23 protein-coding genes and 2 pseudogenes are annotated in these 26,363 nt (G+C 62.1%); 16 read left to right on the top strand and 9 right to left on the bottom strand.

The window, feature by feature from the left end; genetic code table 11:
- Positions 1–101 precede the first annotated feature (101 nt).
- Entirely contained in the window at positions 102–479 is a 378-nt protein-coding gene (locus ABEA18_RS20360; protein ID WP_345452201.1) for a cupin domain-containing protein, read from the bottom strand.
- A 210-nt stretch (positions 480–689) separates the two neighbouring features.
- Here ABEA18_RS20360 and ABEA18_RS20355 point away from each other — a divergent pair, with 210 nt between their 5' ends.
- Entirely contained in the window at positions 690–1,829 is a 1,140-nt protein-coding gene (locus ABEA18_RS20355; RefSeq protein ID WP_425550558.1) for a class I SAM-dependent methyltransferase, read from the top strand.
- A gap of 3 nt (positions 1,830–1,832) precedes the next feature.
- On the opposite strand, the gene ABEA18_RS20350 is transcribed toward ABEA18_RS20355, so the two are convergent.
- Positions 1,833–2,711: an aminoglycoside phosphotransferase family protein gene (locus ABEA18_RS20350; RefSeq protein ID WP_345452197.1), complete on the bottom strand. Its 879-nt coding sequence runs from the start codon at positions 2,709–2,711 to the stop codon at positions 1,833–1,835.
- Between the two features lie 138 nt (positions 2,712–2,849).
- On the opposite strand from ABEA18_RS20350, the gene ABEA18_RS20345 reads away from it, so the two are divergent.
- From ABEA18_RS20345 to ABEA18_RS20330, 4 genes are all read left to right on the top strand, one after another.
- Positions 2,850–4,103, top strand: a complete 1,254-nt coding sequence (locus ABEA18_RS20345) for an ROK family protein (RefSeq protein WP_345452195.1) — start codon at positions 2,850–2,852, stop codon at positions 4,101–4,103.
- Positions 4,104–4,207: 104 nt separating this feature from the next.
- Positions 4,208–5,563: an extracellular solute-binding protein gene (locus ABEA18_RS20340; RefSeq protein WP_345452193.1), complete on the top strand. Its 1,356-nt coding sequence runs from the start codon at positions 4,208–4,210 to the stop codon at positions 5,561–5,563.
- A gap of 3 nt (positions 5,564–5,566) precedes the next feature.
- The gene (locus tag ABEA18_RS20335; RefSeq protein ID WP_345452191.1) at positions 5,567–6,493 is read left to right on the top strand and encodes a carbohydrate ABC transporter permease; all 927 of its coding nucleotides are present in this window, start codon (positions 5,567–5,569) and stop codon (positions 6,491–6,493) included.
- A gap of 20 nt (positions 6,494–6,513) precedes the next feature.
- Positions 6,514–7,368, top strand: coding sequence for a carbohydrate ABC transporter permease (locus tag ABEA18_RS20330; protein ID WP_345452224.1), 855 nt, complete (start codon positions 6,514–6,516; stop codon positions 7,366–7,368).
- A 46-nt stretch (positions 7,369–7,414) separates the two neighbouring features.
- On the opposite strand, the gene ABEA18_RS20325 is transcribed toward ABEA18_RS20330, so the two are convergent.
- Positions 7,415–7,618, bottom strand: coding sequence for a hypothetical protein (locus ABEA18_RS20325; protein ID WP_113990700.1), 204 nt, complete (start codon positions 7,616–7,618; stop codon positions 7,415–7,417).
- A gap of 450 nt (positions 7,619–8,068) precedes the next feature.
- On the opposite strand from ABEA18_RS20325, the gene ABEA18_RS20320 reads away from it, so the two are divergent.
- The gene (locus tag ABEA18_RS20320; RefSeq protein ID WP_345452188.1) at positions 8,069–9,037 is read left to right on the top strand and encodes a methylenetetrahydrofolate reductase; all 969 of its coding nucleotides are present in this window, start codon (positions 8,069–8,071) and stop codon (positions 9,035–9,037) included.
- Positions 9,038–9,103: 66 nt separating this feature from the next.
- A complete protein-coding gene (gene metE, locus ABEA18_RS20315) occupies positions 9,104–11,437 on the top strand; it encodes a 5-methyltetrahydropteroyltriglutamate--homocysteine S-methyltransferase (protein WP_345452186.1) in 2,334 nt (777 codons plus the stop codon).
- Between the two features lie 92 nt (positions 11,438–11,529).
- Here metE and ABEA18_RS20310 read toward each other — a convergent pair whose 3' ends face one another.
- On the bottom strand, positions 11,530–12,036 hold the full coding sequence (locus ABEA18_RS20310; protein ID WP_236811282.1) for a DUF2004 domain-containing protein: 507 nt from the start codon (positions 12,034–12,036) through the stop codon (positions 11,530–11,532).
- Positions 12,037–12,087: 51 nt separating this feature from the next.
- Positions 12,088–13,065, bottom strand: coding sequence for a LysR family transcriptional regulator (locus ABEA18_RS20305; protein ID WP_345452182.1), 978 nt, complete (start codon positions 13,063–13,065; stop codon positions 12,088–12,090).
- Between the two features lie 489 nt (positions 13,066–13,554).
- Here ABEA18_RS20305 and nrdH point away from each other — a divergent pair, with 489 nt between their 5' ends.
- From nrdH to nrdF, 4 genes are all read left to right on the top strand, one after another.
- Positions 13,555–13,797, top strand: coding sequence for a glutaredoxin-like protein NrdH (gene nrdH / locus ABEA18_RS20300; protein WP_028267421.1), 243 nt, complete (start codon positions 13,555–13,557; stop codon positions 13,795–13,797).
- Positions 13,798–13,871: 74 nt separating this feature from the next.
- Positions 13,872–14,342 carry a class Ib ribonucleoside-diphosphate reductase assembly flavoprotein NrdI gene (nrdI, locus tag ABEA18_RS20295; protein ID WP_345452180.1) on the top strand — a complete coding sequence of 157 codons (471 nt, stop codon included), beginning with the start codon at positions 13,872–13,874 and terminating at the stop codon, positions 14,340–14,342.
- 11 nt (positions 14,343–14,353) lie between these two features.
- Positions 14,354–16,501, top strand: a complete 2,148-nt coding sequence (nrdE, locus tag ABEA18_RS20290) for a class 1b ribonucleoside-diphosphate reductase subunit alpha (RefSeq protein ID WP_345452222.1) — start codon at positions 14,354–14,356, stop codon at positions 16,499–16,501.
- A 118-nt stretch (positions 16,502–16,619) separates the two neighbouring features.
- Positions 16,620–17,594, top strand: coding sequence for a class 1b ribonucleoside-diphosphate reductase subunit beta (nrdF, locus tag ABEA18_RS20285; protein ID WP_059389329.1), 975 nt, complete (start codon positions 16,620–16,622; stop codon positions 17,592–17,594).
- Positions 17,595–17,999: 405 nt separating this feature from the next.
- On the opposite strand, the gene ABEA18_RS20280 is transcribed toward nrdF, so the two are convergent.
- Entirely contained in the window at positions 18,000–18,341 is a 342-nt protein-coding gene (locus ABEA18_RS20280; protein ID WP_345452179.1) for a hypothetical protein, read from the bottom strand.
- Between the two features lie 61 nt (positions 18,342–18,402).
- Here ABEA18_RS20280 and ABEA18_RS20275 point away from each other — a divergent pair, with 61 nt between their 5' ends.
- Genes ABEA18_RS20275 through ABEA18_RS20265 form a run of 3 tightly spaced genes read left to right on the top strand, consistent with a single transcriptional unit; the run spans position 18,403 to position 22,335 of the window.
- Entirely contained in the window at positions 18,403–19,245 is an 843-nt protein-coding gene (locus tag ABEA18_RS20275) for a TnsA-like heteromeric transposase endonuclease subunit (protein ID WP_345452178.1), read from the top strand.
- A complete protein-coding gene (locus tag ABEA18_RS20270; protein WP_345452176.1) occupies positions 19,238–21,283 on the top strand; it encodes a Mu transposase C-terminal domain-containing protein in 2,046 nt (681 codons plus the stop codon). Before ABEA18_RS20275 ends, ABEA18_RS20270 begins: the two co-directional genes overlap by 8 nt.
- Positions 21,280–22,335, top strand: coding sequence for a TniB family NTP-binding protein (locus ABEA18_RS20265; RefSeq protein ID WP_345452175.1), 1,056 nt, complete (start codon positions 21,280–21,282; stop codon positions 22,333–22,335). Before ABEA18_RS20270 ends, ABEA18_RS20265 begins: the two co-directional genes overlap by 4 nt.
- Positions 22,336–22,452: 117 nt before the next feature.
- On the opposite strand, the gene ABEA18_RS20260 is transcribed toward ABEA18_RS20265, so the two are convergent.
- Entirely contained in the window at positions 22,453–22,653 is a 201-nt protein-coding gene (locus ABEA18_RS20260) for a hypothetical protein (RefSeq protein ID WP_345452174.1), read from the bottom strand.
- A 117-nt stretch (positions 22,654–22,770) separates the two neighbouring features.
- Positions 22,771–23,322: a hypothetical protein gene (locus tag ABEA18_RS20255; protein WP_345452172.1), complete on the bottom strand. Its 552-nt coding sequence runs from the start codon at positions 23,320–23,322 to the stop codon at positions 22,771–22,773.
- A gap of 108 nt (positions 23,323–23,430) precedes the next feature.
- Between ABEA18_RS20255 and ABEA18_RS24730 the strand changes: the two are divergent.
- A pseudogene (locus ABEA18_RS24730) lies at positions 23,431–24,444 on the top strand (zinc-ribbon domain-containing protein); the annotation flags it as partial.
- Positions 24,445–24,493: 49 nt separating this feature from the next.
- On the opposite strand, the gene ABEA18_RS20250 reads toward ABEA18_RS24730, so the two are convergent.
- Positions 24,494–25,264 carry a metallophosphoesterase family protein gene (locus ABEA18_RS20250; protein WP_345452170.1) on the bottom strand — a complete coding sequence of 257 codons (771 nt, stop codon included), beginning with the start codon at positions 25,262–25,264 and terminating at the stop codon, positions 24,494–24,496.
- A gap of 479 nt (positions 25,265–25,743) precedes the next feature.
- Between ABEA18_RS20250 and ABEA18_RS20245 the strand changes: the two are divergent.
- A pseudogene (locus tag ABEA18_RS20245) lies at positions 25,744–26,363 on the top strand (transposase); the annotation flags it as partial.

The raw sequence follows: 26,363 nt of genomic DNA, 5'->3' as shown, positions 1-26,363 counted from the left end.
CCGTATGCGAGGCCCGCACGTACGGTGGTGTGAGAGGAGGGCCGGGAAACCCGGCCCTCCTACTCGATCTCTCCGTGGGAAGCGTTAGGCTCGGCGCCGTGCTACTCGGGCTTGACTCCATATTCTGCCGCGCTGACAAACTCGATGGCCGAGTAGGTCTCGTCGCCTACGACCCAGGCGTTGTGTCCCGGTGGAATGGTGTATGAATCTCCTTTGGAGATGCTGATCTTCTTGCCGTCGCTGGTCTCGACTTCCAGTGCACCGGCAATGCAGTAACCCACGTGGTTGAGCTGGCAGGAATCCGTTTGGACCACCGGTTTGATGCAATCTGCCCAACTCCAGCCCGGCTCGAAACTGAGGCGGCCGATGGTGTAGTCACCGACAGTGACGTTTTCCACCACGGTCTTCTCCGGGCGCCGGACTTCATCCGGTGAATTGTGCGACTTTACTTCAAGCTGAGTGACGAGGTTGACAGTCATGGTCTGCTCACAAGGGGGAGTGGGAGCCTGGTGTTCCAGATCCGCAACGTGGCTCGCCCTTCGCAGCGGACCCTGATGTCCGGGCTGCTTGCGGCGCGTGCCGTGCCTTCAGCAGCGGTCAGACGGTCGATTACTTGCAATCTCTACCTTCCTCCGCCGCCCCTGTGTTGTCGAGGGTTCCCGAGCGGTATAGATTGGTGCACCGTGACCTTGACCGAGCTGGATGCGCACCTTGAGACGCTGTTCGGCACCCTGCGCCGCTTCCCCGACGTCGAGGCGGAGAACCTGCAGGCGCATGATGCCACTGACCGGCTCCTCCTTGAGACCGCCGCAGGCTACATCGTTAGTCCGGAGACCCGCGTTGCCGTGGTCGGCGACCGCTACGGAGCCCTGACCCTGGGCGCTTTGGCGGCCCTCGGCGTCGGGCATGTCCGCGTGACCCAAGACCTCTACGCCGGCAGGCTCGCGCTGCAACGGAACGCCGACGCGTCCGGGTTTGCCGGGCGCTTTGATCAGTTCGAGCTGGGCGCTCGGTTGCTCGACGGCGCCGAACTAGTGATCATGCAACTCCCCAAGGCCCTCGCGGAACTGGAAGAAATCGTCGACGCCGTTGCGCGCTTTGCGGCGCCGGGAGCCGTCCTGCTGGCCGGAGGACGCGTCAAGCACATGACCCGGGGGATGAACGCCGTCCTTGAACGCAGCTTCGAATCGGTGCAGCCGCAGCTTGCGCAGCGGAAGTCGCGTGTCCTGCTTGCCACCGGTCCCAAGCGGCCGGACTCTCCGGAGCCCTTCCCGGTCTCAGAGCAGAACACCGAGCTGGGGATCACGGTCTGCGCACACGGGGGTGCGTTTTCAGGCACGAGGCTGGATATCGGCACGCGCTTCCTCTTGGGCTTCCTGGACAGGATCCCCGAAGTCCGCCACGCCGTGGACCTTGGCTGCGGGACCGGGATCCTCGCCTCGATGTACGCCCGGAACCTTCCCAAGGCCCGGGTTACCGCGACGGACCAATCGGCCGCAGCAGTGGCGTCGGCCCGGGAAACCGCGGCAGCCAACGGACTGTCAGATCGAATCACGGTTGTCCAGGACGATGCCATGTCCACCTTCGAACCCGGCAGCGCCGACCTCATCCTGCTGAACCCGCCGTTCCACCTCGGCGCGAGTGTCCATGCCGGCGCGGCCATGAAGATGTTTGATGCGGCGGCACGCGTCCTGGCTTCCGGCGGCGAACTCTGGACTGTCTACAACAGCCACTTGCAGTATCGCGCGGCGCTTGAACGGCTGATCGGTCCTACCACGGAAATCGGCCGGAGCCCGAAATTCACCGTGACACGCAGCATAAGGCGTTAACGGTCAGCGCTCCGACAGCAACTGCTCCACCCCGAAGCGCCCGATTCCGGCCATCCCGGGATTGTCATCCGAGAAACTGACCATCGCCGTCGCGAGGACCACAGCCCAGCCGCGGGCCCGGGCCCACGTAGCGGCATCCACAGCGCGACCGAGCGCCGCCATGAAACGGTGCCGCGCGCCGTCGTCGAACATCAACCACGCGACGGCCAGATCGACGGCGGGATCCCCGGCCCCGAGGTCTCCGAAGTCGACGACGGCCGCGAGCCGGCCATCGGGCCGGAGGAGGACGTTCGCCGGGTGAAGATCTCCATGCAGCCACAGCCCGGGCCCGCTCCACGGCGGGGCCAGGCAAGCCTCCGACCAGATCGTCCGCAACCGCACCGCCTGCGGATAACGGTTGGAATCGTCGAGCCGGTCCATGACCGCGTCAGACCTCGCTGCCAAAGGCACCCCGCGGACGGGATTGACGGGCGCGCCCGGCGCGGCGGGAACGTGGATGGCGAGGAGGAACGCGGCAAGGTCCTCGGCCGCCACATTCCGTGACGCTTGGGAGACAATCACCGCGGAAAGCCCCTCCAACCAAGGGGTCACGCTCCAAGGCCATGGATAGGCTGCAGATGCCCGTCCCGAGTGGAGGGGCCTGGGGAGGGGCACGGGGGAACGCCTGGCATACCCGGGGAGATATTGCTGTTCATGTAGGATCAGGTGCGCTGCTGCCTCCCGGCGGGGCAAGCGGACAGCCCACTCCTTGCCAAGCCGGTACATCACGTTGTCCCAGCCGTTTGCCACCAGCTCCAATGGAAGGTGGGAGAGCCCCGGCAGTTGCTCCTCGAGCAAACTCCGCACCAACCCCGAGGTGACGTCCAGCTCGGCATGCGGCATGCGCGCCATATTCGAGGGCCTCCCATCGGCAATATCCGGGTCCGTTACACCTGGGCAGCGTGTGGGCATACCGGGACAAGCACGCGTGCCGTACGATGCAAATGCAACAGCATTACTCGAATGATTTTAGGGGAATCCGTGACTGAGATCCGCCAGCCGACTCCGAGGCGCGGAACCAATCTGCCCCGCATGGGGGACTTCAACCTGACTGTCATCCTCGACGCGATCAGGCGCTCGTCGGGCGGACTGAGCCGGGTGGAACTCGCCCAAATCGTCGGCCTTTCACCGCAGACTATTTCGAACATCTCCCGCCGCCTCCTGGACCAACAGCTCATTATCGAGGCAGGCAAGGAAGGCAGCGGTCCAGGTAAGCCCCGCACCATCCTGCGCCTGAACCCTTCCGGAATGTACGCGCTTGGCGTCCACCTTGACCCCGCGGTCATCACCACGGTGGTCCTGGACTTGGTGGGAGACGTTGTGAAGCACTCAAGGATTCCCACGCCCATCGGAAGCAATCCACAGCGGGTCATTGCCGCCATAGCGGAGGAGATCAAGGCGCTGATCGAAGATTCCGGTGTTGATACGGGAAAGATCGCGGGACTTGGCGTCGCGGCCCCGGGACCCATAGACCTTGACGAGGGTACGGTCGTGGATCCGCCCCTCATGACGGGTTGGGACCGGGTGCACTTGAGGGACGCCCTCGCCGAAGCCACCGGGCTCGAGACCCTTGTCGACAAGGACGTCACGAGCGCGGCCGTCGCCGAAACCTGGGCCGGCGGGGCCAGCGGCACCGGAAGTTTCATCTTCATGTATATGGGAACCGGCATCGGTTGCGGCATCGTGTTGAACGACGAAGTTGTCCGCGGAACATCCGGCAACGCCGGTGAAATCGGACACATCATTGTCGATCCGGACGGGCCCCCATGCGATTGCGGCCTGCGCGGTTGCGTCAAGTCTTCCTGCATCCCGCAGGTCCTCGTGGCCGAAGCTGAAGAGCAAGGTGTCCTGAACGGTGGCCGCAAAGGCACCGAAGGCCCGGAAGTCCAGGAAGGCTTCGCCCGGCTTTGCGATGCCGCGGATGCGGGTGACGAACGCGCCATCGCGATCATAGACAAGTCAGCGGTGCTGGTTGCCCGGGCGGTTGCGGTGGTGACCAACACCCTCGACGTCGAACGCGTCGTCTTCGGCGGTCCGTTCTGGGGCCGGATGTCCGAACGTTACCTGGATCGCATTCCCCCCCTGCTCGCCGCCAACAGTGCCGCCAACAGCATCCATGGCATCGAGGTTGTGGGGACCGGAGTGGGCGAGGACGTCGGCGCCATCGGGGCGGCCTGCCTGGTACTGGAACATACGCTTGCGCCGCGCGCCCAGCGGCTCCTGTTGGAAGGCTGAGGCCTTCTCCACGTCCTGCGTCGCAGGGCTGCATTATCAATATCGGCAACAGGCTGGGCCAGCTGAAGTGTGGGGGGCTGCAGCCGCTTGAAGATCGGAGCGTCATGCGTCGCCCAGTCCGGATCGGAGCAGCACTGCTCGGCGTCGTAGGCCTTTTGGCCTCGGCCGCCTGTTCCACCCAACCGCAAGCTGTCAGCAAACAAACCATCAAGATCGTCTATCAAAAAACGGACTCCTTCACCGCCCTGGACAAGGTCTTCCAGGACGCGAAGCAGGAATTCGAGGCAGCAAACGCCGGCGTCACCGTGGACCTTGAGCCCATCCAAGCCAACGACGACGACTACGGCACCAAGCTTGCGCTCTCCCAGCGATCCCCGGACACCGCTCCGGACGTCTTCTACGAGGACACCTTCAAGGTCCGATCGGACGTCGACGCCGGATACTTGCTCAAACTCGACTCGCAACTGGCCGCCTGGGATGAGTGGTCCAAGTTCAACGAGGGTGCCAAAGCCGCGGGACGCGGTGACGACGGAAGCATCTATGCCGTCCCGCTCGGCACCGACACGCGGGCGATCTGGTACAACAAGACAGTCCTCCAAAAGGCCGGCATCCCGTTGCCCTGGCAGCCGAAGACCTGGGATGACATCTTGGCCGCGGCCCGCAAAATGAAGGCCGCGGATCCGAGCGTGATTCCCTTCAGCATGTACGCCGGAAAAGGCACCGGTGAGGGAACGGTCATGCAGAGCTTCTACGAACTGCTTTATGGAACGGGAAGCTCCCTCTATTCGGAAAGCGACAAGAAGTGGGTGGTGGGATCCAAGGGATTCACCGATTCACTCCAGTTCCTGAAGACCCTCTACGACGAGAAGCTTTCCGTGACCCCCGCGGACGCCCTCGATTCGAATGTGTGGAAGAAAGTCTTTGGACAGTGGCTGCCGCAAGGCAAAATGGGCGCCACCGTGGAAGGCTCCTACGCACCCTCGTTCTGGCAGAAGGGCGGTTCCTACGAATGGGCCGGGTATGCCCAGGACATGGGAGTAGCCAAGTTCCCCACCCAGTTCGGTCAGGATCCCGGCGGTGTGAGCATGTCCGGTGGTTGGACGCTCGCCGTTGGTGCGAAGACCAAAAGCCCGGACTTGGCATTCAAGTTCCTGACCACTGCCGTGAACAAGAAGAACGCCTTGGCCTTCGACGTCAACAATTCCCAGATCGCCGTCCGCACGGATGTTGCGTCCGATCCTGGTTACCAAGCGGCCAACCCCTTCGTGAAGGATGTTTCCAACCTCGTGGGCGTCACGCACTATCGCCCGGCGACCGCTGACTATCCGAAGATCTCCCTCGCCGTCCAACAGGCAACCGAGGCCGTCATCACCGGCAAACAAAGCCCGGCAGAGGCGGCAGCCGAATACGACGCTTCGGTCAAGAAGCTCGTCGGCGACACCAAGGTCATGCAGAAATGACGCATGGCAGTCCCTGATTCCCTCAGCCGCGGTACCCTGCGACGCAGATCTCCAATCCAAAGGTCTCTGCGTCGCGGGCTCCGCTTGCTGCCGGTGGTGCCGTCAATCCTGCTGCTGGCCCTCTTCATGTTGGCACCTGTGGCGTGGTCCTTCTACGCCTCCTTCACCAATGCCGCATTGTCAGGCAAGGCGGCCCTGAACCCCCAATGGGTCGGCCTGGACAACTACGCCCGGATGCTGACGGATTCCGTCTTCCCGCTCTCGGCATGGCTCACGGTAGTCTTCGTGGCCGCCTCTGCCATCCTCGGACAGAACGCCCTTGGCCTGGTCATTGCCTTATTGATGACGAGGGCCGGGGGAGCGACGGCGTCGCTCGTTGGCACGGTGGTGGTCGCCTCGTGGATACTGCCGGAGATCGTCGCGGCTTTCGCGGCCTACGCGTACTTCAGCCAGGACGGCACGCTCAACCAGCTCTTGGGAATGTTCGGTGTCCAGGGCACCAACTGGCTCTATGCCTTTCCGATGGCCGCCATCATCCTGGCCAATGTCTGGCGCGGCACCGCGTTCTCGATGCTGGTCTACAGGGCGGCGCTCTCCCAGGTCCCGCGCGACGTTTCCGAAGCCGCCCTCATGGACGGGGCAAGGGGTTGGCAACGTCTGGCCTTCATCACCCTTCCGATCATCCGCGGTAGCATCGCCACCAACCTCATGCTGATCACCCTCCAGACGCTCGCGGTATTCACCCTCATCTGGGTTATGACGGCGGGTGGTCCCTCGAACGCGAGCACCACCTTGCCCGTGCTGGCGTACCAGGAAGCCTTCAAGCTCGGAGACATCGGCTACGGCACCGCGATCGCTTCCGTCTTGATCCTCATCGGCATGGTCTTCGGTGCCGTGTACGTCAGGCTGATCCGCGGAGCGAAACCGTGACCTCCCTGCGCCGTGCGCCGGTGCTCGCCGGGAAGCGCCCGACGGCGGCGCCCGGGGGACGGCTCCGCGTGCGCTTCGCTGCCAATGCGGCTTTGGCCGTGATCGGGCTGTGCTTTGTGCTGCCCCTTGCGTGGTTGCTTCTTGCTTCCGTTGATCCGCACGCCGGCTACGAGACACGGTGGCCGCAATCGCCGTCGTTCGCCAATTTTGCAGCCGTACTCACTCCAGGGTTGCTCTTCCAGCCACTCATGAACAGCTTCGTGCTCTCCGCCGGAACCGCCGTCGTGAACCTGGCGGTGGCCGTGCTCGCTGCCTATCCGCTGTCCCGCTACCAATCGCGATTCAACAAGCCGTTCCTGTACGCGATCCTGTTCGGCACGTCGCTCCCGGTCACGGCGATCATGGTGCCGGTCTATGGCCTGTTCGTGCAGTTGCAATTGCTGGACTCGATGCCGGCAACCGTCTTCTTCATGGCGACTACCACCTTGCCCATGGCCATTTGGATGACCAAGAACTTCATGGACTCCGTGCCGCTTGAGCTGGAAGAAGCTGCCTGGATGGACGGGGCCTCAGGACTGGCCACACTCCGGAGAATCGTCGTACCGCTGATGAGTCAAGGGCTGGGCGTCGTGTTCATCTTCGTTTTCATCCAGGCCTGGGGTAACTTCTTCGTCCCGTTCATCCTGTTGTTGTCCAGTTCCAAGCAACCAGCCGCGGTGTCCGTCTTCAGCTTCTTTGGCCAGCACGGAGCCATTGCTTACGGAGAACTTGCCGCGTTCTCCATCTTGTATTCGGTCCCGGTGCTGATCCTCTACACCGTGGTTGCCAGGGGCTCCGGCAGCGCGTTTGCGCTTTCCGGCGCGATGAAGGGCTGAACAGCCGACGGCCGGGACTGAGCAGCCGGGACTCAGCAGCCGGGACTCAGTCGATGTCCTCCACGATGGTGCCGTACGGAATGGAATCATCCAGATGCGCTTGATGGCCTGTAAGGCCGCGGTTGTAGAGTACGCGCACACCATGAAGCTTGTCCGCGGCCGATTGCATCAAGATGGGGCGGACGGTTTGGATGAACCGCTCGTCCTTGCCGTCGAGGTATTCCTGATAACTGGCTGGAAGCTGGATCATGGCAAAAGAATAGTCCTGCAGGACCGTCAAGGGGAGGGCTCGCGACCCGGTTCTCCGAGGCGTACTATTTTGGGCTTCAACCGTGCCGGACGTCCAAACGAACAATCTTCAGAAATCAGGCGAAACGTAGCGTAAAAGTGCGTCTTAATTCGGTGGGGGATTTGTCGCACCCGGGGCCTCGTTCTAGAGTCGTATTCAAGTTACCGCGGTAACGTGTCAGCGATCCTCCGCCGGATCTGCCTCTTGAAGGCAGGCAGGAGGGTGTGGGTGCCCCCATGTGGGCCTGACATTTGCACACGGACAACTTCATTCCAGGCGTAACAGTCGCGGCTGCGCCCTGCTGGAGTTCGTTGCGTGTATCCCCAAACTCAATTCACCGATTCTGCAGTCCACGGACCTGGTTTTCAAGTCCGTGAACGCAGGCCCGCTGACACACAGCCAAGGACGCAAATGTCACCACCAAGCCTCATCGACACTCATCCGAACCTGACCGGCGCCGCTCCCGTTGCGCTGTCCTACGAACTTTTCCCTCCCCGCTCTCCAGCGGCCGCGGAGTCCCTCTGGACGACCATCGGCGAGCTCGAGGCCACTGACCCCGACTTCGTTTCCGTGACCTACGGCGCCAGCGGATCCAACCGGGACACCGCCGTCGAGCTCATCAACCGGCTCCTGCTCGAAACGACCCTGCGGCCATTGGCCCACCTGACCTGCGTCGGAAACACCCCGGAGGAATTGGCCGAGATCATCGGCGAGCTCCTGGACAACGGCGTGCGCGGCATCCTTGCGCTGCGTGGCGACCTCCCCAAGGACAGCGGGCAGCCGGTCAACGGTTCGCTGCGCTACGCCCAGGACCTGATCGAACTGATCCGCCGCGTGGAACAGCGACGTTCGGCCCTCCTGTGCGCTGGCAAGATCGCCGTCGGCGTGGCCGCCTATCCCACCCGCCACCCTGAGTCCCCGAGCGTGGAGCACGACGTCGAGGTGCTGCTCGCGAAGCAGCGCTCGGGCGCCGACTTCGCCATCACGCAGGTCTTCTTCCACACCGAGCAATATGCGGACCTGATCTCCCGTGCCCGACGTGCCGGCGTCACGATCCCGATCATTCCGGGCGTCATGCCGCTGACGAGCCTTCGCCGGCTCAAGCGCCTCGGTGAGCTCACCGGCGTCGAACCGGCACCGGAGCTGATCGACCGCCTTGCCGCGGCGGACAGCGACGCCGAACGGCGCAAGATCGGAGTCCGCGCCACCGTGGACCTGGCCAATGCCGCCCTCCAGGCCGGTGCTCCGGGCATCCACCTGTACACCTTCAACGAGCACGCCTGCGCCCTGGACGTGCTGGACAAGCTTGCCTTGCCCCGGCCGGCCCGGCCTGCCAGCAGGCTCAGCGCGATTGCCCGCCGGCAAGAACTCGTCAGCTGATCAGCCAACGCTGCTCCGCAAACCCCTAGACACATCGATTTGCACCTACTGCCCCAAGGAAATCCCATGACTGAACAGAATCTCACCCAGTTCCCCGCTGCATCCCTGCTCGGCTACCCGCGCATCGGCCGCCGTCGCGAACTCAAGAAGGCTGTCGAAGCCTACTGGGCCGGCAAGATCGATGCCGCTGCCCTTGACGCCGCCGCCAAGGACATCCAGCTGACCACCGCGAAGCGGCTCCAGGAACTCGGCCTCAATGAAGCCGCCGCCGTTCCTGGCACCTTCTCCTTCTACGACCAGGTGCTTGACGCCACGGCTCACTTGGGCGCCGTCCCGGCCCGCTTCGGCCAGCTGCTCAACGCCGAAGGCCAGCTCGACATCGATGGCTACTTCACGCTGGCCCGCGGCAACAAGGAACAGCAGCCGCTGGAAATGACCAAGTGGTTCGACACCAACTACCACTACCTCGTTCCGGAAATCGGCCCGGAGACCGACTTCAAGCTCGCCTCCAACCGCATCGTCGAGGAATTCGAGTTCGCCCTGGCCAACGGCATCGAGACCCGCCCGTATATCGTCGGCCCGGTCACCTACCTGCTGCTTTCCAAGGCTTCCGACGACGCCCCTGCGGACTTCGCTCCGCTGTCCCGCCTCGAGGACATCCTCCCGGTCTACGTTGAACTTCTCGGCAAGCTTGCCGCTGCAGGTGCCAGCTGGATCCAGTTGGACGAGCCCGCCCTCGTCGTCGACCAGGACACCCCGGCCGCGGAAATCCAGGCCGCCACCGCCCGTGCGTACGAAGTGCTGTCGGGCGCTGCAGCGCGCCCGCAGCTCTTCGTCTCCACCCCGTACGGTTCACTCGACGGCCAGCTCGGCACCCTTGCCGCGACCAACATCGACGCCCTGCACATCGACGTCTTCAAGGGCGCGGTTCCGTCCGCAGCTGCCCTGGCGGGCCTGGGCAACAAGACCCTGGTTGCCGGCGTCGTTGACGGCCACAACATCTGGCGCAACGACCTCGCCGTCTCGGCCGCCAAGCTGGACGAACTGAAGGCCGCAGCCGGCAAGCTTGCCGTCAGCACCTCCACTTCCACCCAGCACGTTCCGCACGACACTGCCGAGGAGACCCAGCTCTCCGCGCAGCTCCGCAGCTGGCTCGCATTCGCTGACCAGAAGGCCGTCGAGGTAAAGGTCCTCGCGGACTACCTGGCCAACCCGGCTTCCGCGAAGGCCGCCATCGACGAAGCATCCGCTGTGATCGCCTCCCGCGCCACCGCCGAAGGCGTCCAGCGCGCCGACGTACGTGCCCGCACCGCTGCCCTCACCGAGGCCGACTTCAACCGCTCCGAGTACTCGGTCCGCGAAGCCGCCCAGGAAGCAGCGCTGCACTTGCCGCCGCTGCCCACCACCACCATCGGCTCCTTCCCCCAGACCTCGGAAATCCGCTCCGCCCGTGCCCGCAACAACAAGGGCGAGTTGAGCAACGAGCAGTACGAGCAGCTCATGAAGGACGAGATCAAGCGCGTCGTCGAGCTGCAGGAAGAGCTCGGCTACGACGTCCTGGTGCACGGCGAGCCCGAGCGCAACGACATGGTCCAGTACTTCGCAGAGAACCTCGAAGGCTTCGACGTGACGGTTCACGGCTGGGTCCAGTCCTACGGCTCCCGCTGCACCCGTCCGTCCATCCTCTGGGGCGATGTCACCCGTTCGGCTCCCATCACGGTTGTCTGGGCCGAATACGCGCAGTCCCTCACCAGCAAGCCGATGAAGGGCATGCTCACCGGTCCGGTCACCATCCTGGCGTGGTCCTTCGTCCGCGACGACCAGCCGCTGGGCGAGACCGCCAACCAGGTCGGACTTGCGCTGCGTGATGAAATCGCCGATCTCGAAGCTGCCGGCATCAAGGTCATCCAGGTGGACGAGCCCGCACTGCGCGAACTCCTGCCGCTGCGCAAGGCCGACCACGCCGCTTACTTGAAGTGGTCGGTTGACTCCTTCCGCCTGGCCACCGCCGGCGCCGGTGACGCCACCCAGATCCACACCCACCTCTGCTACTCGGAGTTCGGTGTGATCATTGACGCGATCGACGGCCTCGACGCCGACGTCACGTCCATCGAAGCTGCGCGTTCACGCATGGAGGTTGTCCACGACCTCGAGGCGCACCACTTCGGCCGTGGCGTTGGTCCGGGCGTCTACGACATCCACTCGCCGCGTGTTCCGGGCGAGGCAGAAGTCACCGAGCTCCTGTCCACCGCCGTCAAGCACGTTCCGTCCCGCCAGCTCTGGGTCAACCCGGACTGCGGCCTGAAGACCCGTGGCTACGCCGAGACCGAAGAGTCCCTGCGCAACCTGGTCAAGGCCACCAAGACGGTCCGCGCCAGCCTGCTGGAAGCAGCCAAGTAGGCATCACGCAGTACAAACGGCGTCGGCCGGTCACCTTGCGAGGTGGCCGGCCGACGTCGTTTTAACTCTGCGTCAGGACTCTTAGTCCTGTGTCAGGACTCCCAGAGGATCTCGTCGTCCACCACGCCGTCCTCGTCCGCCGCCACTACCAGGAGTTCGTCGGTGAAGTGCGAGCCCAAGGTGAAGTCCAGGACGAAATAGCGCTCCGGCTGGCCGGGGTAGATCGCCACATGACCTAGTTTGAGGGCCCTGAGGAAGACGTCCTTGGTGAGCTGCGTCTTGTCGCGGACGCCGAACACCGCCTCCAGTTGCTCTTCCTTGAGCTGGTTGGAGTGGAAGTGGAGGAACTGCTGGGAGTTGGTGCCGTCCTGGTCCAGCTCCTCGGCGATCATGTCCCGGACCTGGTCCACCAACTCGGGGAGGTAACCCAGGCGGTAGTCCACCTTGTGGAGTGCCTTCTCGTCGAAGTGGTCATGCGCCGTGACGTTCAGGTCCAGTTCGAGGGGATTTCCGGCGAGCTCGTGCGAAGCCACGTAACAGTGCTCCCGCCCGTGGTTGAGCTCGATCTCCCCAAAATGTTTGCTCGCTACCTTGCTCATGTCTTCAAGATAGTCCCAAACAAGCGGCGTGTTCTAGCATCCTGGAAGATTTCAGGTACGCGGTTTGGGCGTTGACTTTTGAGTCGTTTTGGGCATCGTCGCGGCGCTGCGCGCCCGGACCGTTGCGGTGCTCCCGCGAAGGGTGTCCGCCAGCAATTCCGTGAACAGCTGCACCTGCGCCGTGCGCTTCTCGTTGAGGAGCAGGGCGAACACGTTGCGGGCGAGCCGGATGTCCGGAACATCGAGCACCACGACGCCGGGCGGCCGGTGCCGCAGCGCGAGTTCCGGCACCAAGGCGGCGCCGAGCCCCGCTGCCGCCATCTCGAGGCTGGCGTGGAAGTCATCGCTGTACGCCACGACGCGCGGGTGCAGATTGCAACTGGCGAACAGGCGCTCGATCACCACGGCGTCGCTGGTGCCCGGATGGTGCATGATCCAAGGCATGTCCGAGAGTTGCGAGGCCTGCATCTCGGCGTCCTCCCGGATGCCCCACGACGCGGGGAGCACAACCCGGAAATCGTCATCGCCGATCCATTGCCGGTCCAAGGTGTGGGGCCACGCGAGCCCGGACTGGCCTACTTGGTACACCAGTGCGAGGTCCAGTTCGCCGCCGGTGCGCAGCCCCTGGATGGTCTGGGACGGTTCGGCCACCCATACGCGCAGTTCTATGCCCAGCTTCTTCCAGCGCGGGTTCCGGAGTATGTCCGGGAGGATGTAGGTTGCCAGGCTGGGGAAAATGCCAAGCCGAAGTTCCTGGACGGGGGAGTCCGTGCTGCGTGAGGCGGCCGCCAGCAGGGTCTCGACGTCGGTGAGCACCTTGGAGGCATGGCGCACCATGGTGAGGGCGGCTTCGGTGGGAACCACGCTTCGGGCGGAACGGTGGAAGAGTTCGACGCCGGTATCCCGTTCCAGCGCTGCCATCTGTTGGGAGACGGCCGACGCGGTGTAGCCGAGCCGCGCGGCGGCTGCCGCGAAGGAACCGAGCCGCGTGACTTCAAGCAGTGTCCGGAGGTGGAGAAGGTTGACCATCAGTGATCCTTAGGCTCGGTGCCGGCCGAAAGACCGTGGAAGCCAGCATAGCTGTGTGAATTCGGTCTCCGCTGTTGCTGTTGCTGGGTCGGCCCGGCGCCACGAAACCGTGTTTGCAGGATGCCGCGACACGCCGGGATCCAAGCGACACGCTGGCGATTAAATGTGGCTAAGTAGTCCACAGGGTGTGGATTACGTCTCCGGATTTGGCGGATTCCCGGACATTTTTACCTCCCTTGCCTGTGGACTACCGGTGCGTAAAATGACATACTTGTAATACATCATCTTGGGGTTCCGCCGAGGCGCTTGCACTACATGTAGTATCGATTTACGGATTGAGCGGGAAACCAGCACAAGACATGAATGCAAGACGTGAATAGAAGAGTTTGGCCGCCCAGGCGGCCAGCGGGCCAGTATCGGAGTCGGAATCAGTTCCGGTCGGGGCCTGCCGAACGAAGAGCAAAGACTTCAACAAAGGGGACAGGGACCATGACTGTTACGGTTTACACGAAGCCGGCCTGTGTTCAGTGCAACGCAACGTACCGTGCACTCGACAAAAAGGGCATCGCCTACCAGAGCGTTGACATCTCACAGGATGCCGAGGCCCTTGAGCGCCTGAAGGCCCTTGGATACATGCAGGCCCCCGTCGTGGTGACCGAGCAGGACCACTGGTCAGGATTCCGTCCGGACAAGATCGAAGAGCTGGCACTGGCTGCCGCTTCGGTGGCCTAGTTTTTGAGGGACTAGTCTTTCAGGACTCCGCCACAACAAGAACAAAGTATTCCAATGTAGTCGAGGTGACTCCCATGGCAGCGCTGGCAACAGCTCCTGCTCAAGCAATGGCTGAAGCTGTCAGCACGCGGAGTCACCTCATCTACTTTTCCTCCACATCTGAGAACACCAAGCGCTTCGTCCAGAAGCTCGGCGTCGACGCGGCACGCATCCCGCTCCATGCCAAGGACGTGCCGCTGCTCGCACTGGAACCCTTCGTCCTTGTGTTGCCCACGTATGGCGGCACGAATGGCGAAGGATCGGTGCCCAAGCAAGTCATCAGGTTTCTGAACAACCCGCAGAACAGGGAACTGATCCGCGGCGTCATCGGAGCAGGAAACACCAACTTCGCGGAAAACTACTGCATGGCGGGAGACATCATCGCCACCAAATGCCGGGTTCCGCTTCTTTATCGATTCGAACTCATGGGGACTCCGGAAGATGTTGACCGGGTCAATCAAGGATTGGAAAAGTTTTGGACACGACTGTCGCAGATACAGAAGTAACCAAGGGCGCTGTGGACACCGCCAAGGTCAAGAAGCCATTGCCGGAGGCCTACAAGGGCCTTGGCTACCATGAGCTCAACGCCATGTTGAACCTCTATGGTCCGAACGGAGAGATCCAGTTCGAAGCCGACCGCGAGGCCGCGCACCAGTACTTCCTGCAGCACGTGAACAACAACACCGTTTTCTTCCACGACCTGGAAGAGAAGCTGGACTACCTGGTCAAGAACCAGTACTACGAGCGCGAAACCCTCGATCAGTACACGATGAACTTCATCCGTGAGCTCTTCAACCGCGCTTACAAGAAGAAGTTCCGCTTCGAGACCTTCCTCGGCGCCTTCAAGTTCTACACCTCGTACACGCTCAAGACGTTCGACGGCAAGCGTTTCCTCGAGCGCTACGAAGACCGCGTCTGCATGGTTGCCCTGCACCTTGCCCGCGGCAACGAAGAACTGGCCAGCCGCCTCGTCGACGAGATCATCGACGGCCGCTTCCAGCCCGCCACGCCCACGTTCCTCAACGCCGGCAAGGCCCAGCGCGGCGAGTTGGTCTCCTGCTTCCTGTTGCGCATCGAAGACAACATGGAATCGATCGCCCGCGGTATCAACTCGGCGCTGCAGCTGTCCAAGCGCGGCGGCGGCGTGGCCCTCTCGCTGACCAACATCCGCGAGCACGGCGCCCCGATCAAGCAGATCGAGAACCAGTCCTCCGGCGTCATCCCGGTCATGAAGCTCCTCGAAGACAGCTTCTCCTACGCCAACCAGCTCGGTGCCCGCCAGGGTGCGGGGGCCGTGTACCTGCACGCCCACCACCCGGACATCTACCGCTTCCTGGACACCAAGCGTGAAAACGCCGACGAGAAAATCCGCATCAAGACGCTGTCCCTCGGCGTCGTGGTTCCGGACATCACGTTCGAGCTGGCCAAGAAGAACGAGGACATGTACCTGTTCTCCCCGTACGACGTCGAACGCGTCTACGGCGTTCCGTTCTCCGACATCTCGGTCACCGAGAAGTACTACGAGATGGTGGACGACTCCCGGATCAAGAAGACCAAGATCAGCGCCCGTGAGTTCTTCCAGACCCTCGCGGAGATCCAGTTCGAGTCCGGCTACCCGTACATCATGTTCGAGGACACCGTGAACCGGGCCAACCCGATCGCGGGCAAGATCACCATGAGCAACCTGTGCTCGGAGATCCTGCAGGTTTCCACGCCGTCCATCTACGCCGAGGACCTCAGCTACGAGACGGTGGGCAAGGACATCTCCTGCAACCTTGGTTCGATGAACATCGCCAAGACCATGGATTCCCCGGACTTCGGCTTGTCGATCGAGACCTCCATCCGTGCCCTCAGCGCGGTGTCGGACATGTCCTACATCAATTCGGTGCCGTCCATCGCGCAGGGCAACGCCCAGAGCCACGCCATCGGCCTTGGCCAGATGAACCTGCACGGCTACCTTGCCCGTGAACACGTCCACTACGGTTCCGAAGAGGGCCTGGACTTCACCAACATCTACTTCTACACGGTGCTGTTCCACGCTCTCCGCGCCTCGAACAAGCTGGCCATCGAGACCGGTCAGCCCTTTGCCGGCTTCGAGAACTCCACATATGCAAGCGGCGAGTTCTTCAACAAGTACACCGAGCAGGAATGGACCCCGGAGACCGAGCGCGTTAGCGAGCTCTTCGCCGGCATCCACATTCCGACGCAGGACGACTGGCGCGAGCTGAAGGCTTCCGTCATGGAGCACGGCATCTACAACCAGAACCTGCAGGCCGTGCCGCCCACGGGTTCCATCAGCTACATCAACAACTCGACGTCGTCGATCCACCCGGTGGCCGCCAAGATCGAAATCCGCAAGGAAGGCAAGATCGGCCGCGTCTACTACCCGGCTCCGTACCTCGACAACGACAACCTGGAGTACTACCAGGACGCGTACGAGATCGGCTACGAGAAGATCATCGACACCTACGCCGCCGCCACGCAGCACGTGGACCAGGGCCTGTCCCTGACGCTGTTCTTCAAGGACACCGCCACCACGCGTGACATCAACAAGGCGCAGATCTACGCATGGCGCAAGGGCATCAAGACCCTCTACTACATCCGCCTCCGCCAGCTCGCGCTGGAAGGTACCGAAGTTGAGGGCTGCGTTTCCTGCATGCTGTAACCGATAACGGTTGTTTATTTGCGGCAGCCGCCGCGCCTCAAAACTGAAGAGCACGACGCCGGGTGAGCGCCCGGCGTCGTACGCTTACCTTAAAGAACACATACGTTAAGGGGACGAAATGACCGAGAAGGTCAAGCTGCTTAGCCACGTCGAAGCGATCAACTGGAACCGCATCCAGGATGACAAGGACGTGGAGGTCTGGAACCGCCTGGTCAACAACTTCTGGCTGCCGGAGAAGGTGCCGCTGTCCAACGACGTCCAGTCCTGGCACACCCTGACGCCGGACGAGCAGCAACTCACCATGCGCGTATTCACGGGCCTGACCCTGCTGGACACCATCCAGGGCACAGTGGGCGCCGTTTCCCTGATCCCGGATGCCATCACCCCTCATGAAGAGGCCGTGTACACCAACATCGCCTTCATGGAGTCGGTGCACGCGAAGTCGTATTCGTCGATTTTCTCGACCCTGTGCTCCACCAAGGAGATCGACGACGCCTTCCGCTGGTCCCTCGAGAACGAGAACCTGCAGAAGAAGGCGCAGATCGTCATGGACTACTACCAGGGCGACGATCCCCTGAAGCGCAAGGTCGCTTCCACGCTGCTGGAATCGTTCCTGTTCTACTCCGGCTTCTACCTTCCGATGTACTGGTCTTCCCGTGCCAAGCTCACGAACACGGCTGACCTCATTCGCTTGATCATCCGCGACGAAGCCGTGCACGGCTACTACATCGGCTACAAGTTCCAGAAGGGCCTGGAAAAGGTCTCCGAGGAAAAGCGCCAGGAAATCAAGGACTACACTTTCGAGCTGCTCTTCGAGCTGTACGAAAACGAGGTCCAGTACACGCACGACCTGTACGACGGCGTGGGCCTGGCCGAGGACGTCAAGAAGTTCCTGCACTACAACGCCAACAAGGCCCTCATGAACCTCGGCTACGAGGCCATGTTCCCGGCCTCCGTCACCGACGTGAACCCGGCCATCCTGTCGGCCCTGTCGCCCAACGCCGACGAGAACCACGACTTCTTCTCGGGGTCTGGGTCGTCTTATGTGATTGGCAAGGCTGTTAATACTGAGGATGAGGACTGGGAGTTCTAGTTCGGTTGTGAGATGTCGACCTAGTTGGAAGAAACGACATCCATTGTGAATTGACAAGTTAGTTGGCATCAGGGACAGGTTAGTTGGCATAGTGACAAAGAACTTGGCATATGACAAGTTAGTTGGCACCAACGGTTGGTGTTTGGAAGTTGGTTTGCGCCCAGGTTTGTGCTTGAACATACTCCGACCAAGGGCCCTTGCTCGACCAAACAAGGGTCGAGTAGGGACCAGCTCTGGAAATTCGCAATCTTCATCCGGTACGTGAGCCTCTGAATCGCGGATGTGGATAAATGAATCCGGATGGACTCTGGCCCTCAGGTCCCAGACTGTGGAAGAGGCTTTGAGTGTTGTCCGTAAAGGACAAGATTCGATTCCAATCGCGCTCACGAGCGTGATCAAAGAGCCTCAGCCAGCCGTCCGTTCAAATGCCGGGTCAAGAATATCTCCAAGGAGACGTTCCGCGTCGGAAATATCCTCGAGCCGCATGAGTGCCTCGCCTCGGAGGACCTTGGCCATGCGGTCATAGCCGATGCCGGTCAGTTGCGCGTAGCTGTGGATGCTATGGCCCGTATCCCTGAGTCTGGAGTTGATCCTCGCGGCAATCGTATGCTGCAGCCGTGCCGCTGCGATGCGTGATTTCTCTGCCTCCGTGGTGCCTTCGAGCCAAGTGATGGAGCTGGCTTTCCCAAATAGCCGGCGGTCTGACGGCGCGGCCATCTCGCGGGGCCGGAATCGGGGGTCGCTCATGAATTGATCCTACGCGTGACTCTGGCTTGAATCCTTGGCGTGTCGGCAAATAGACCCATCTATGTCTGATACACATAGTCTATGTCTAAAAGACATAAGCGTGTATCGAGTGACGGTGATGATGGGACAGCGTTTGAAAGCAAGAAATAGAGGCGTAGCGGCAGATCCCTACCGCAATCTCGTGAATGCAGACGACCGGGACGTCATCGCGTGGACGGACGCGGCGGGGGATGCCCGTACTTCCGTTGCGGACGCACGGTGCCTGAGGCATGGGCTTGAATCCGCGCGGATGGTCCGGCGGCCGGTGAAGTATCAACACCGTCGCAATTACGAGGGCTACTACTGGTGTGCCGGGAGCGGTCAAAGTGTTTGGTATGAATCAATGACGGAGTACTCGGTGCTGATGGAGTTGGATCACACCACGGACCTGGCCAAGGTCGCAGCCCAGCCGTTTTGCATCCTCTTCGCCGATGGGGCCAGACACTACCCGGACTATTTTGCCCTACATTCCTCTGGCAGGCAGGTGGTCTACGACGTCAGACCTGCGGACCGCGTCGACGAGAAGGCCACGGTTCAGTTCGAAAAGACCCGGCGTGTCTGCGAGGAAGTCGGCTGGGGCTACGAAGTCCTGCATGGAGTCATGGGGGTGCGGCGGCACAACCTTGAATGGCTGGCCGGATACCGTCACCCCTATGTCGACCCCGGACACCGGGAACGCGCCCGGATCCTTGACGCGTCTACCGAACCGGTGCCGTTGGCGCAACTGGCTGTTGACCTCGATGCGGTATTGCCCGCCAAGTCCCTTCCGGGGATCTACCACCTCATGTGGAGCCAGGACCTCACCTACGACCCGTCGAAGCCCCTGGGGTGGCGCACCCTGATCGAAAGGAACCATCGTGGATAGTGTCCAGCTCGGAGATACCCTCAATCTTGAGGAGGGAGACTACATTCTCGAAAGCATCCAGGGAGCCAACCTTGGCCTGCGGAACACACAGACTGCCGAACGCATGTCCGTTCACATCAGTGCTCTTCCGTCCCTGATGTTGACGCCGCCGAAATTCAGCCTTGAGGAACCCGGCCCGCGGTCCCTGGAGTGGGGCGATTCCAGGGAAATGGAGCGCGTAGCCAAGCTGGCGGCCCACCTGGAGGAAATGATGCACGGGGCACCCCTCACCGGAGGGGAGCGACGTGACGACTACGACACAGAGAAGACGACCTGGACCAAGCGGGTTGAGAACAAAGCCGGGGAACTGAATTCGCTAGGGATCAAGTGTTCCCGGCGCACCCTCGCCCGATGGGCCAGTGACTACAGGGAACGCGGCCACGCAGGTCTGGCGGACAAGCGACATGAGCGTCGACAAGAGCCTCTGGGTCGTTTGGATGAGCGGGTCAAGGAAGTCCTGATAAGCGTGATCGCGGGTGAGACGGACCGATCCACCGGGTCGGCGGACCGGTTGATTCGCATCCTGAAAGCGGAAATCATCAAGACGTATCCGGGTGAAGACACCTTCATCCCCTCGGACCGCACCTTGAGACGCCACATCAATGCTCTTACCCGAGGCAAGTACACCACCGGGAACGCGGCCAACCGGCGGACTGCCGCCAACGCGCCAAAACGAATGTACAGTCCCCGCCCGGCCATCGCACCCGGGCACGAGGTCCAGGTGGACTCCTCGCCATTCGACGTGATGGTCATCACCGGCATCGACCAGGAGAGCGGAAAGCTGAAGATCGGGCGGGCAAATCTCGTCATCATGCTGGACAAAGCGACGCAAAGCATCATAGCCACCAGCGTGAGACTCAAAGGAGTGAAAGGCGTGGATCTTGCCTTCATGCTCGCCCAGTGCCTGACCCCCCGTCTGATGCGGCCGCAAGGACTGGTCGCGTTCAATGAATACGAGCTGGCTGAGATGCCATGGGCGAAGTTTCTCTCCGTTGAGGAGGCCGCCAGATTCGAGACGACGCGCCCCTTTATCAAGCCCCAGCGCATCATGAAAGACAACGGATCCGACTATGCTTCCGCGGTCTTCGAATCAGCGTGTACCCAGTTCGGCATTGACACCACCAGCGCCGCCATACATACGCCCACGGACAAACCGAATGTCGAGAGGGCCTTCCTCACGATCAAGACCAAGTTCGCCCAACACCTGCCGGGTTACACCGGGGGCAGCACCGACAAGCGCGGAGAGCATCCGGAGAAGGAGGACCTGCTCGACGTCTATACGCTGGCGGAACTGTTCGAACGGTGGGTGGCCATTGTCTGGCAAAACATGAAGCACGATTCCTTGCGGGACCCTTTGGTTCCGTCGATCGTTCATTCCCCGAATTCGATGTACCTGGCCATGTTCCCCATGACCGGATACGTGCCCCTGCCACTCAGGGCCGAGGACTACATTGCACTGCTTCCGACAGAGCTGCGCACAATCCAGCTCGACGGCATTCAGATCGACTACCGCCGATATGATGCGCCAGAGCTCCACCCCTACAGGCTGCAGGCGTCCGCTGACGCAAACCGGGACGGCAAATGGACCGTCCACTACAACCCGCATGATCCCAGCGCCGTCTGGATACGCGATCCGCAAGAGGACGGGTTCATCCAGTGCGACTGGATGAACCGCGATGCATTCGCCAAGCCGTTCTCGGCCAGCATCCGCCGCGACGCCCGCGAAATCACCGCCGCCCAAGGAGTTTTGGGCGACGACGCCAGCACCCAGGCGGCCATTGAACTGATCGGGCAGACCAAAGCAGCCCGCCGGCGCCACGCCGCTGTCCTGGAGCGCCAGGAATCCGCCCGCAACCTCGCATCCCTTTCCGGCACGAAGCTGCCGTTGCCTGCCCCAAGGCTTGTTGCCGATGCGGTCGCGAGCTACACCATCGACGACGGGGAAATCGAATATGACGAGCTGGAGATCTTCGATCCCATGAAAGGACTGGCCAATTGATCTTCAGCCATGCAGATGCTCCCTCACTGGATCGCCACGAGGACCTGCACGAACTCCTGGCCCATCAGCCTTCCCGCCCGCAAATGCCCGCGCCCGAGCGATACGGGGAACTTGCGGAACAGGAACGCCGGGCGTTCGACACCCAGCGGCTGGACTTCCTGGGGGGCGGCCTCACCGTTGCCACACCCCAGGTCAAGGCCTTGATCAGAAACGTGCGTTTGGCCATTCTGGGAAATCGGGGCCGTGCCTCGGGTCGCACGGGTGTCATGGTCTCCGGCCAGTCCACCGTCGGCAAGACCACAGCCTGTATCGCCCTGATGCGCAGCGTCCATGCGCTATACAGACTTCAGCATCCCGGCATCAGCGGCCGGGGAGCCATCCCCGTGGCGTACGTGGAGGTTCCTGCCGGTTCTTCGGCCAAGGCAATGATCGGAAGGTTTGCGCACTTCTACGGGCTGGAGTTGCCGACACGATCCACCCTCGAACAGACCCTCCACGCCGTAGTCACCGCGATGCGTTCGTGCTCCACGCAGCTGGTGGTGGTCGACGAACTGCAGAATCTGAACCGGATCAGCCAGGGAAACGGTGAATCGGTCGACGTCCTCAAGAGCCTGTCCAACCAGGTCCCGGCGACATTCGTGTACTCCGGGATCAGTATCCACCTCGGTGGATTGCTCGCGGGGGAGCGGGGGAACCAAATCAGCCGGCGCTTCACGCTGCTGGAGATGCAGCGCTACGGACACGCGACGGCCGATGAAGTGAAGACCTGGAACGGCATCGTGCGGGCGTTCTCCCAAGAACTACCGCTTATGGCCCATGACAGCGCGACATTTCTCAAGAATGCGGCCTGGCTTCACAAGCGAAGCGGAGGAAATATCGGCACTCTCCAGCGGATACTCGTCGGGGGTGCCCAGCTGCTCATCGTTGATGGCGACCCTGGCCAGGAAACCCTGACGCGGGAGTACATGGAAGCGATCCCCGTGGACATGGGCGCCGAGCGCGCCGAAGGGAAACTAGATGACAGCCCGGCCCTGCGGCAGCTGGCAGGCTGATTCATGGGACTCGACATGACCCGGGCCTTTCCCGTCAAGATCCGCCCCCTGCACCTGGAAACACCTGACAGCTATGGCCGACGACTCGCTCTTGCCAACGGCCTGCCAGCGGAATCCTCAACCACAGCAGCCCGCCACCTGGCCGCGGGACCTGCTGCGCGGGCCATCAGGGAAGGACTTGCGAGGTGGTGCGAGGTCAAGGGCGATCTCCGGGCCGGGCACTTCCAACGTCAACCCCAACGCGGTGGCGATGGCCTGCCTGCACGCACCATGTGCAGGCTTTGCGCCCAGGGTGAGACCGTTGAGCAGTTCGCTCATGACGAGTCCTACTGTTGCCTGCGGCACGGGTTGTGGACCGGACCGGGATTCGGTTTTCAGGATTCGGTTGAGGACCAGCTCCTGGCCGTGGAATTACGCTATCGTCGCTTGCGGCAATCAGGACGCATGCCAACAGCCCTGGTGCAGGAGGTGGCCGTGCTCGTCAACAGGGACAGCGGGCATCCTGAATTCGGAACGGCATTCGATCCCGGATCGTACAGTGCGGTGGTTTCTCTGGCCCAGCTCCTGACGGATCGCTCCTTCCAACGTGATCTCTTTAGAGCGACTCGGACCTTCGCCGAGGCCCGAGAGCTCCTTGAGAGAGAAATTCAGGCGCGGATGCCTGGCGCCGGGCAGGTCCTCGTTGATGGTGTGTGGCGGCTTCTCCGACCTGCCTTCCTCGCGGTGCGAGATCGGGTGCAGGGCCAGGATCGCCCGGTCCCTGCCGTTTGCGCGCTTCTCGGTTTCGATCCGTCCAGCATTGCTGGTGCAGCGGAGGTTCAGCGCCCGTTGGAGCCTTTTGCCCGCTATCTTGACATCCTGGGAACTTCCCTTGTCGACCGGTGGGCAAACACCTGTGAGCTGACCCTGGTGGCAGGCCAGCAGGACCGGCCCCGCGCCGAATCCAAACAGGGTGCTGCCTGGGTCGCCGCGTTCATTTGTGCCCACGGCCACTGGAGCCAGCGCACCCTCAACACCGCCTACAGCGGCCTAAAGAAGGGCAGAGACGGCTGCCCCTACTGCGCGGGGCTACGGGCCCTCGCCGGATTCAATTCCATGGCTGAAACCCACCCTCGGCTGGCGGCCGAATGGCATCCTTCGCTGAACGGCACCACGAAGCCGTCCGACGTCACCGGCGCCGGCAACTCAGCATCCTACTGGTGGGCCTGCCGGAAACGGCACGAGTGGCAGGCTACGCCGAACAACAGGGCAAAAGGCAAAGGGTGCCCATACTGCTCGGGGCTCAGATGTCTACCCGGTGTGAACACGCTGGATGTCACCCACCCGGAGATCGCCGCCGAATGGAACCACCGCCTGAACCCCGGCATGACACCCTCGACTACCACTGCCGGAAGCGGCATTACTGTCGATTGGGTTTGTAGCCAAGGCCACGAATATGTATCAGCACCAGCGTCACGCACAGGCCAGGGAAGGGGATGTCCAGTGTGCGCCAACCTGCGGGTCCTGGAAGGGGTGAACGACCTAGCGACCACACACCCGCTAATTGCCGCCGAGTGGCATCCCGGGCTGAACGGAGCTATGACTCCCCGAACCGTGGTCGCAGGTTCAGGCAAGAAATACTACTGGCGCTGCCCGGCCGGACACGACTACCTTTCCCCGGTGTCCAGCAGAACGAACGGGAAGGGTTGTCCCGCCTGTGCAGGTCAGCAGGTCATTACCGGATTCAACGACCTGCGCACAACCCACCCCGGCGTGGCGGCGGAATGGGATCATGAGGCAAACGGGAGCCGGACCCCGGAAAGCGTCATCGCCGGAAGCGCACGAATCGGCCATTGGATCTGCGCGCTCGGCCACCATTATGCGAAGCCCATCAACCAACGCGCAGCAGGCGCAGGCTGCCAGTACTGCGCCAACAGGAAAGTGCTCCAAGGCTTCAACGATCTCGCGACCCGGTATCCGGCGATCGCCCGGGATTGGCACACACACAGGAATGGATTGCTGACACCTGCAGACGTGGTTCCCGGGAACACACCCCGCTGGTGGAAGTGCGGCGCAGGTCACGAGCAATTCGGAACGGTCCCGAACAGGATCAAGACGCAGGGATGCACAGAATGCCCCCCCAGACCGCCGTCAAGACAACAGGGAACGTGGCCGGTCATCAGGACCCGGAGATCCTTAGCGGTTCGATCCTCAGGGGAGTTTCTCCGGGCCAGAGGAGCACGGCGTTTCCATCCCGTGAATTCTCCATGTTCAGAACATCGACCCTTGTCGTGCTGCCATCGGGGTGCATGATTTCGTCAATGCGGCGCTGGTGCCAGTGCCCGCTGAAGACATGGGCGGGTCGGGTGGCAGCCACCGCCTGGGCCAGCAGTTCCCGCGTGACGTTGGCTCGGGCACTGACGTCAGCGGGCAGGTTCAGCCCGGACCTCAACTGAATCTCTGCCGGGACATCGTGGGTGAGAAGGATGTCCACCGGTCCGCCGGCGATGAATTCGGCGACGTGGTCCGGGGCAAGGTCCTCGATTGCCCACCAGTCTTTGCCTTCGGTGCGGTACCGGAAGTCCACACTGAACGCGCCTCCCAGCCCGCCGACCGTCAGCCCCTGGACGGTGGTTCTTCCGGGGCGGGGAAGGTACTTGATGTTCGATCGTAGCGTTGCGAGCCCGTCTTCATCGATCGGCAGCTTTTCGAGCTCAGCCCAGTTGTCGTGATTACCGGCAATGAAGATCAGCCGGATGTCTGAGGCTTCCAGATAGAGGTTGAGCCGGGCTTCGAAGCGGCCCTTCATTTTGCCGGGCCAGAGGGCTCCGAAATCGCCGACCTGGAGGATGGTTTTCACCCCCTGCCAGGCGGCTGAACGGACCACGGTCCGGGCCCAGCCGAGGTTTCCATGCCAGTCACCGGCCACGACGATAGGAACTGAATTCACTCCATGAGCCTACTTGCTTTGGATTCGGGACCGGCGAATGAACGACCCAGGGGCTGTGCAGGCGCGGTTCATTATTTCCACCACGGTGTTCGTGCTTGGACCTCTAACGCAAGGCTTGGACTTTGGCGGTTTCTGACGGGACCGCACGGACCTTACAGACGCAACGAGAATGCCAGCGGGCCACCGGAGCTAGCGAGAGGATGCAAGCCGATCCCGGCACAAGCACCCCACGACCAACGCGGTCCGGGCGCTGAACTTGGAACCCGCCGTAAGAATCCAGCTATGAACGAGCATCCGAAACGCAGTCACGCGTCAGATAGGTCCGGCACTGCTTGGGTATGGCAGTTTGATTGGAGATCGGTTTCGCAGTCTGATCGGGGCCCACTTCACGGCTCGCCGGTTGATGAATCGCAGTTTCAGTTGAGCCCACCCCACCGTTGGTTCCATCAAAGTGTTTTTCCCAACAGTGGAAGGCAGTCATGGAGTCGAGAGTGGAGCTGTTCGCGAGTATCCGGCGGGATGCCAGGGTTCATGGTTTGTCGATCCGGGCTCTTGCCCGCCGGCACCGGGTCGCCAGGAGAACTGTCCGTCAGGCTCTGGCTGCGGCGGAACCGCCCGAACGGAAGCCTCCCAAGCGACGGGCTCCGAAGCTGGGTCAGTTGAAGAGTGTTATTGATCAGATGCTGCTCTCTGACCTGGATGCCCCGCGGAAGCAACGCCACACAGCGCAACGGGTTTTCGACCGTCTGGTGTATGAACACCGGGCGGTCATTTCGTACTCCACGGTCCGTCAGTATGTGAATGGGTGGACCTGGACGGTGTGAGGACCCGTTGTTACATGTTCGCTTTCCGGCTCTCGAGTTCTGGAAAGTCCGTTCACCGCGTGTACCTTACCTGCGCGCAGGAGGCCTTTCTGGAAGGCCATATCGAGGCGTTCAACGCCATTGGCGGGGTGCCGACCAAGCACATCCGCTATGACAACCTCACCTCGGCCGTAAGCAAGGTCGTTTATGGTGCCGGTAGGCAGCGGGTGGAGAACGAGCGTTGGGTCCTTTTCAAATCGCACTTTGGGTTTGATGCTTTTTACTGCGAACCAGGG

Source organism: Arthrobacter gyeryongensis (assembly GCF_039543785.1).
Taxonomy (GTDB): Bacteria; Actinomycetota; Actinomycetes; order Actinomycetales; family Micrococcaceae; genus Arthrobacter; species Arthrobacter gyeryongensis.
This window is presented reverse-complemented; position numbering and strand designations above follow the sequence as displayed.

What these genes read in the sequence shown, in the direction of transcription:
- ABEA18_RS20340 (WP_345452193.1), top strand. Translation starts at nt 4,208, where the DNA reads ATGCGTCGCCCAGTCCGGATCGGAGCAGCACTGCTCGGCGTCGTAGGC.
- ABEA18_RS20350 (WP_345452197.1), bottom strand. Translation starts at nt 2,711, where the DNA reads ATGCCGCATGCCGAGCTGGACGTCACCTCGGGGTTGGTGCGGAGTTTG.
- metE (WP_345452186.1), top strand. Translation starts at nt 9,104, where the DNA reads ATGACTGAACAGAATCTCACCCAGTTCCCCGCTGCATCCCTGCTCGGC.
- nrdI (WP_345452180.1), top strand. Translation starts at nt 13,872, where the DNA reads ATGGCAGCGCTGGCAACAGCTCCTGCTCAAGCAATGGCTGAAGCTGTC.
- ABEA18_RS20275 (WP_345452178.1), top strand. Translation starts at nt 18,403, where the DNA reads ATGTCTGATACACATAGTCTATGTCTAAAAGACATAAGCGTGTATCGA.
- ABEA18_RS20260 (WP_345452174.1), bottom strand. Translation starts at nt 22,653, where the DNA reads ATGAGCGAACTGCTCAACGGTCTCACCCTGGGCGCAAAGCCTGCACAT.
- nrdH (WP_028267421.1), top strand. Translation starts at nt 13,555, where the DNA reads ATGACTGTTACGGTTTACACGAAGCCGGCCTGTGTTCAGTGCAACGCA.
- ABEA18_RS20305 (WP_345452182.1), bottom strand. Translation starts at nt 13,065, where the DNA reads ATGGTCAACCTTCTCCACCTCCGGACACTGCTTGAAGTCACGCGGCTC.
- ABEA18_RS20280 (WP_345452179.1), bottom strand. Translation starts at nt 18,341, where the DNA reads ATGAGCGACCCCCGATTCCGGCCCCGCGAGATGGCCGCGCCGTCAGAC.
- ABEA18_RS20335 (WP_345452191.1), top strand. Translation starts at nt 5,567, where the DNA reads ATGGCAGTCCCTGATTCCCTCAGCCGCGGTACCCTGCGACGCAGATCT.
- nrdF (WP_059389329.1), top strand. Translation starts at nt 16,620, where the DNA reads ATGACCGAGAAGGTCAAGCTGCTTAGCCACGTCGAAGCGATCAACTGG.
- ABEA18_RS20320 (WP_345452188.1), top strand. Translation starts at nt 8,069, where the DNA reads ATGTCACCACCAAGCCTCATCGACACTCATCCGAACCTGACCGGCGCC.
- ABEA18_RS20325 (WP_113990700.1), bottom strand. Translation starts at nt 7,618, where the DNA reads ATGATCCAGCTTCCAGCCAGTTATCAGGAATACCTCGACGGCAAGGAC.
- ABEA18_RS20310 (WP_236811282.1), bottom strand. Translation starts at nt 12,036, where the DNA reads ATGAGCAAGGTAGCGAGCAAACATTTTGGGGAGATCGAGCTCAACCAC.
- ABEA18_RS20360 (WP_345452201.1), bottom strand. Translation starts at nt 479, where the DNA reads ATGACTGTCAACCTCGTCACTCAGCTTGAAGTAAAGTCGCACAATTCA.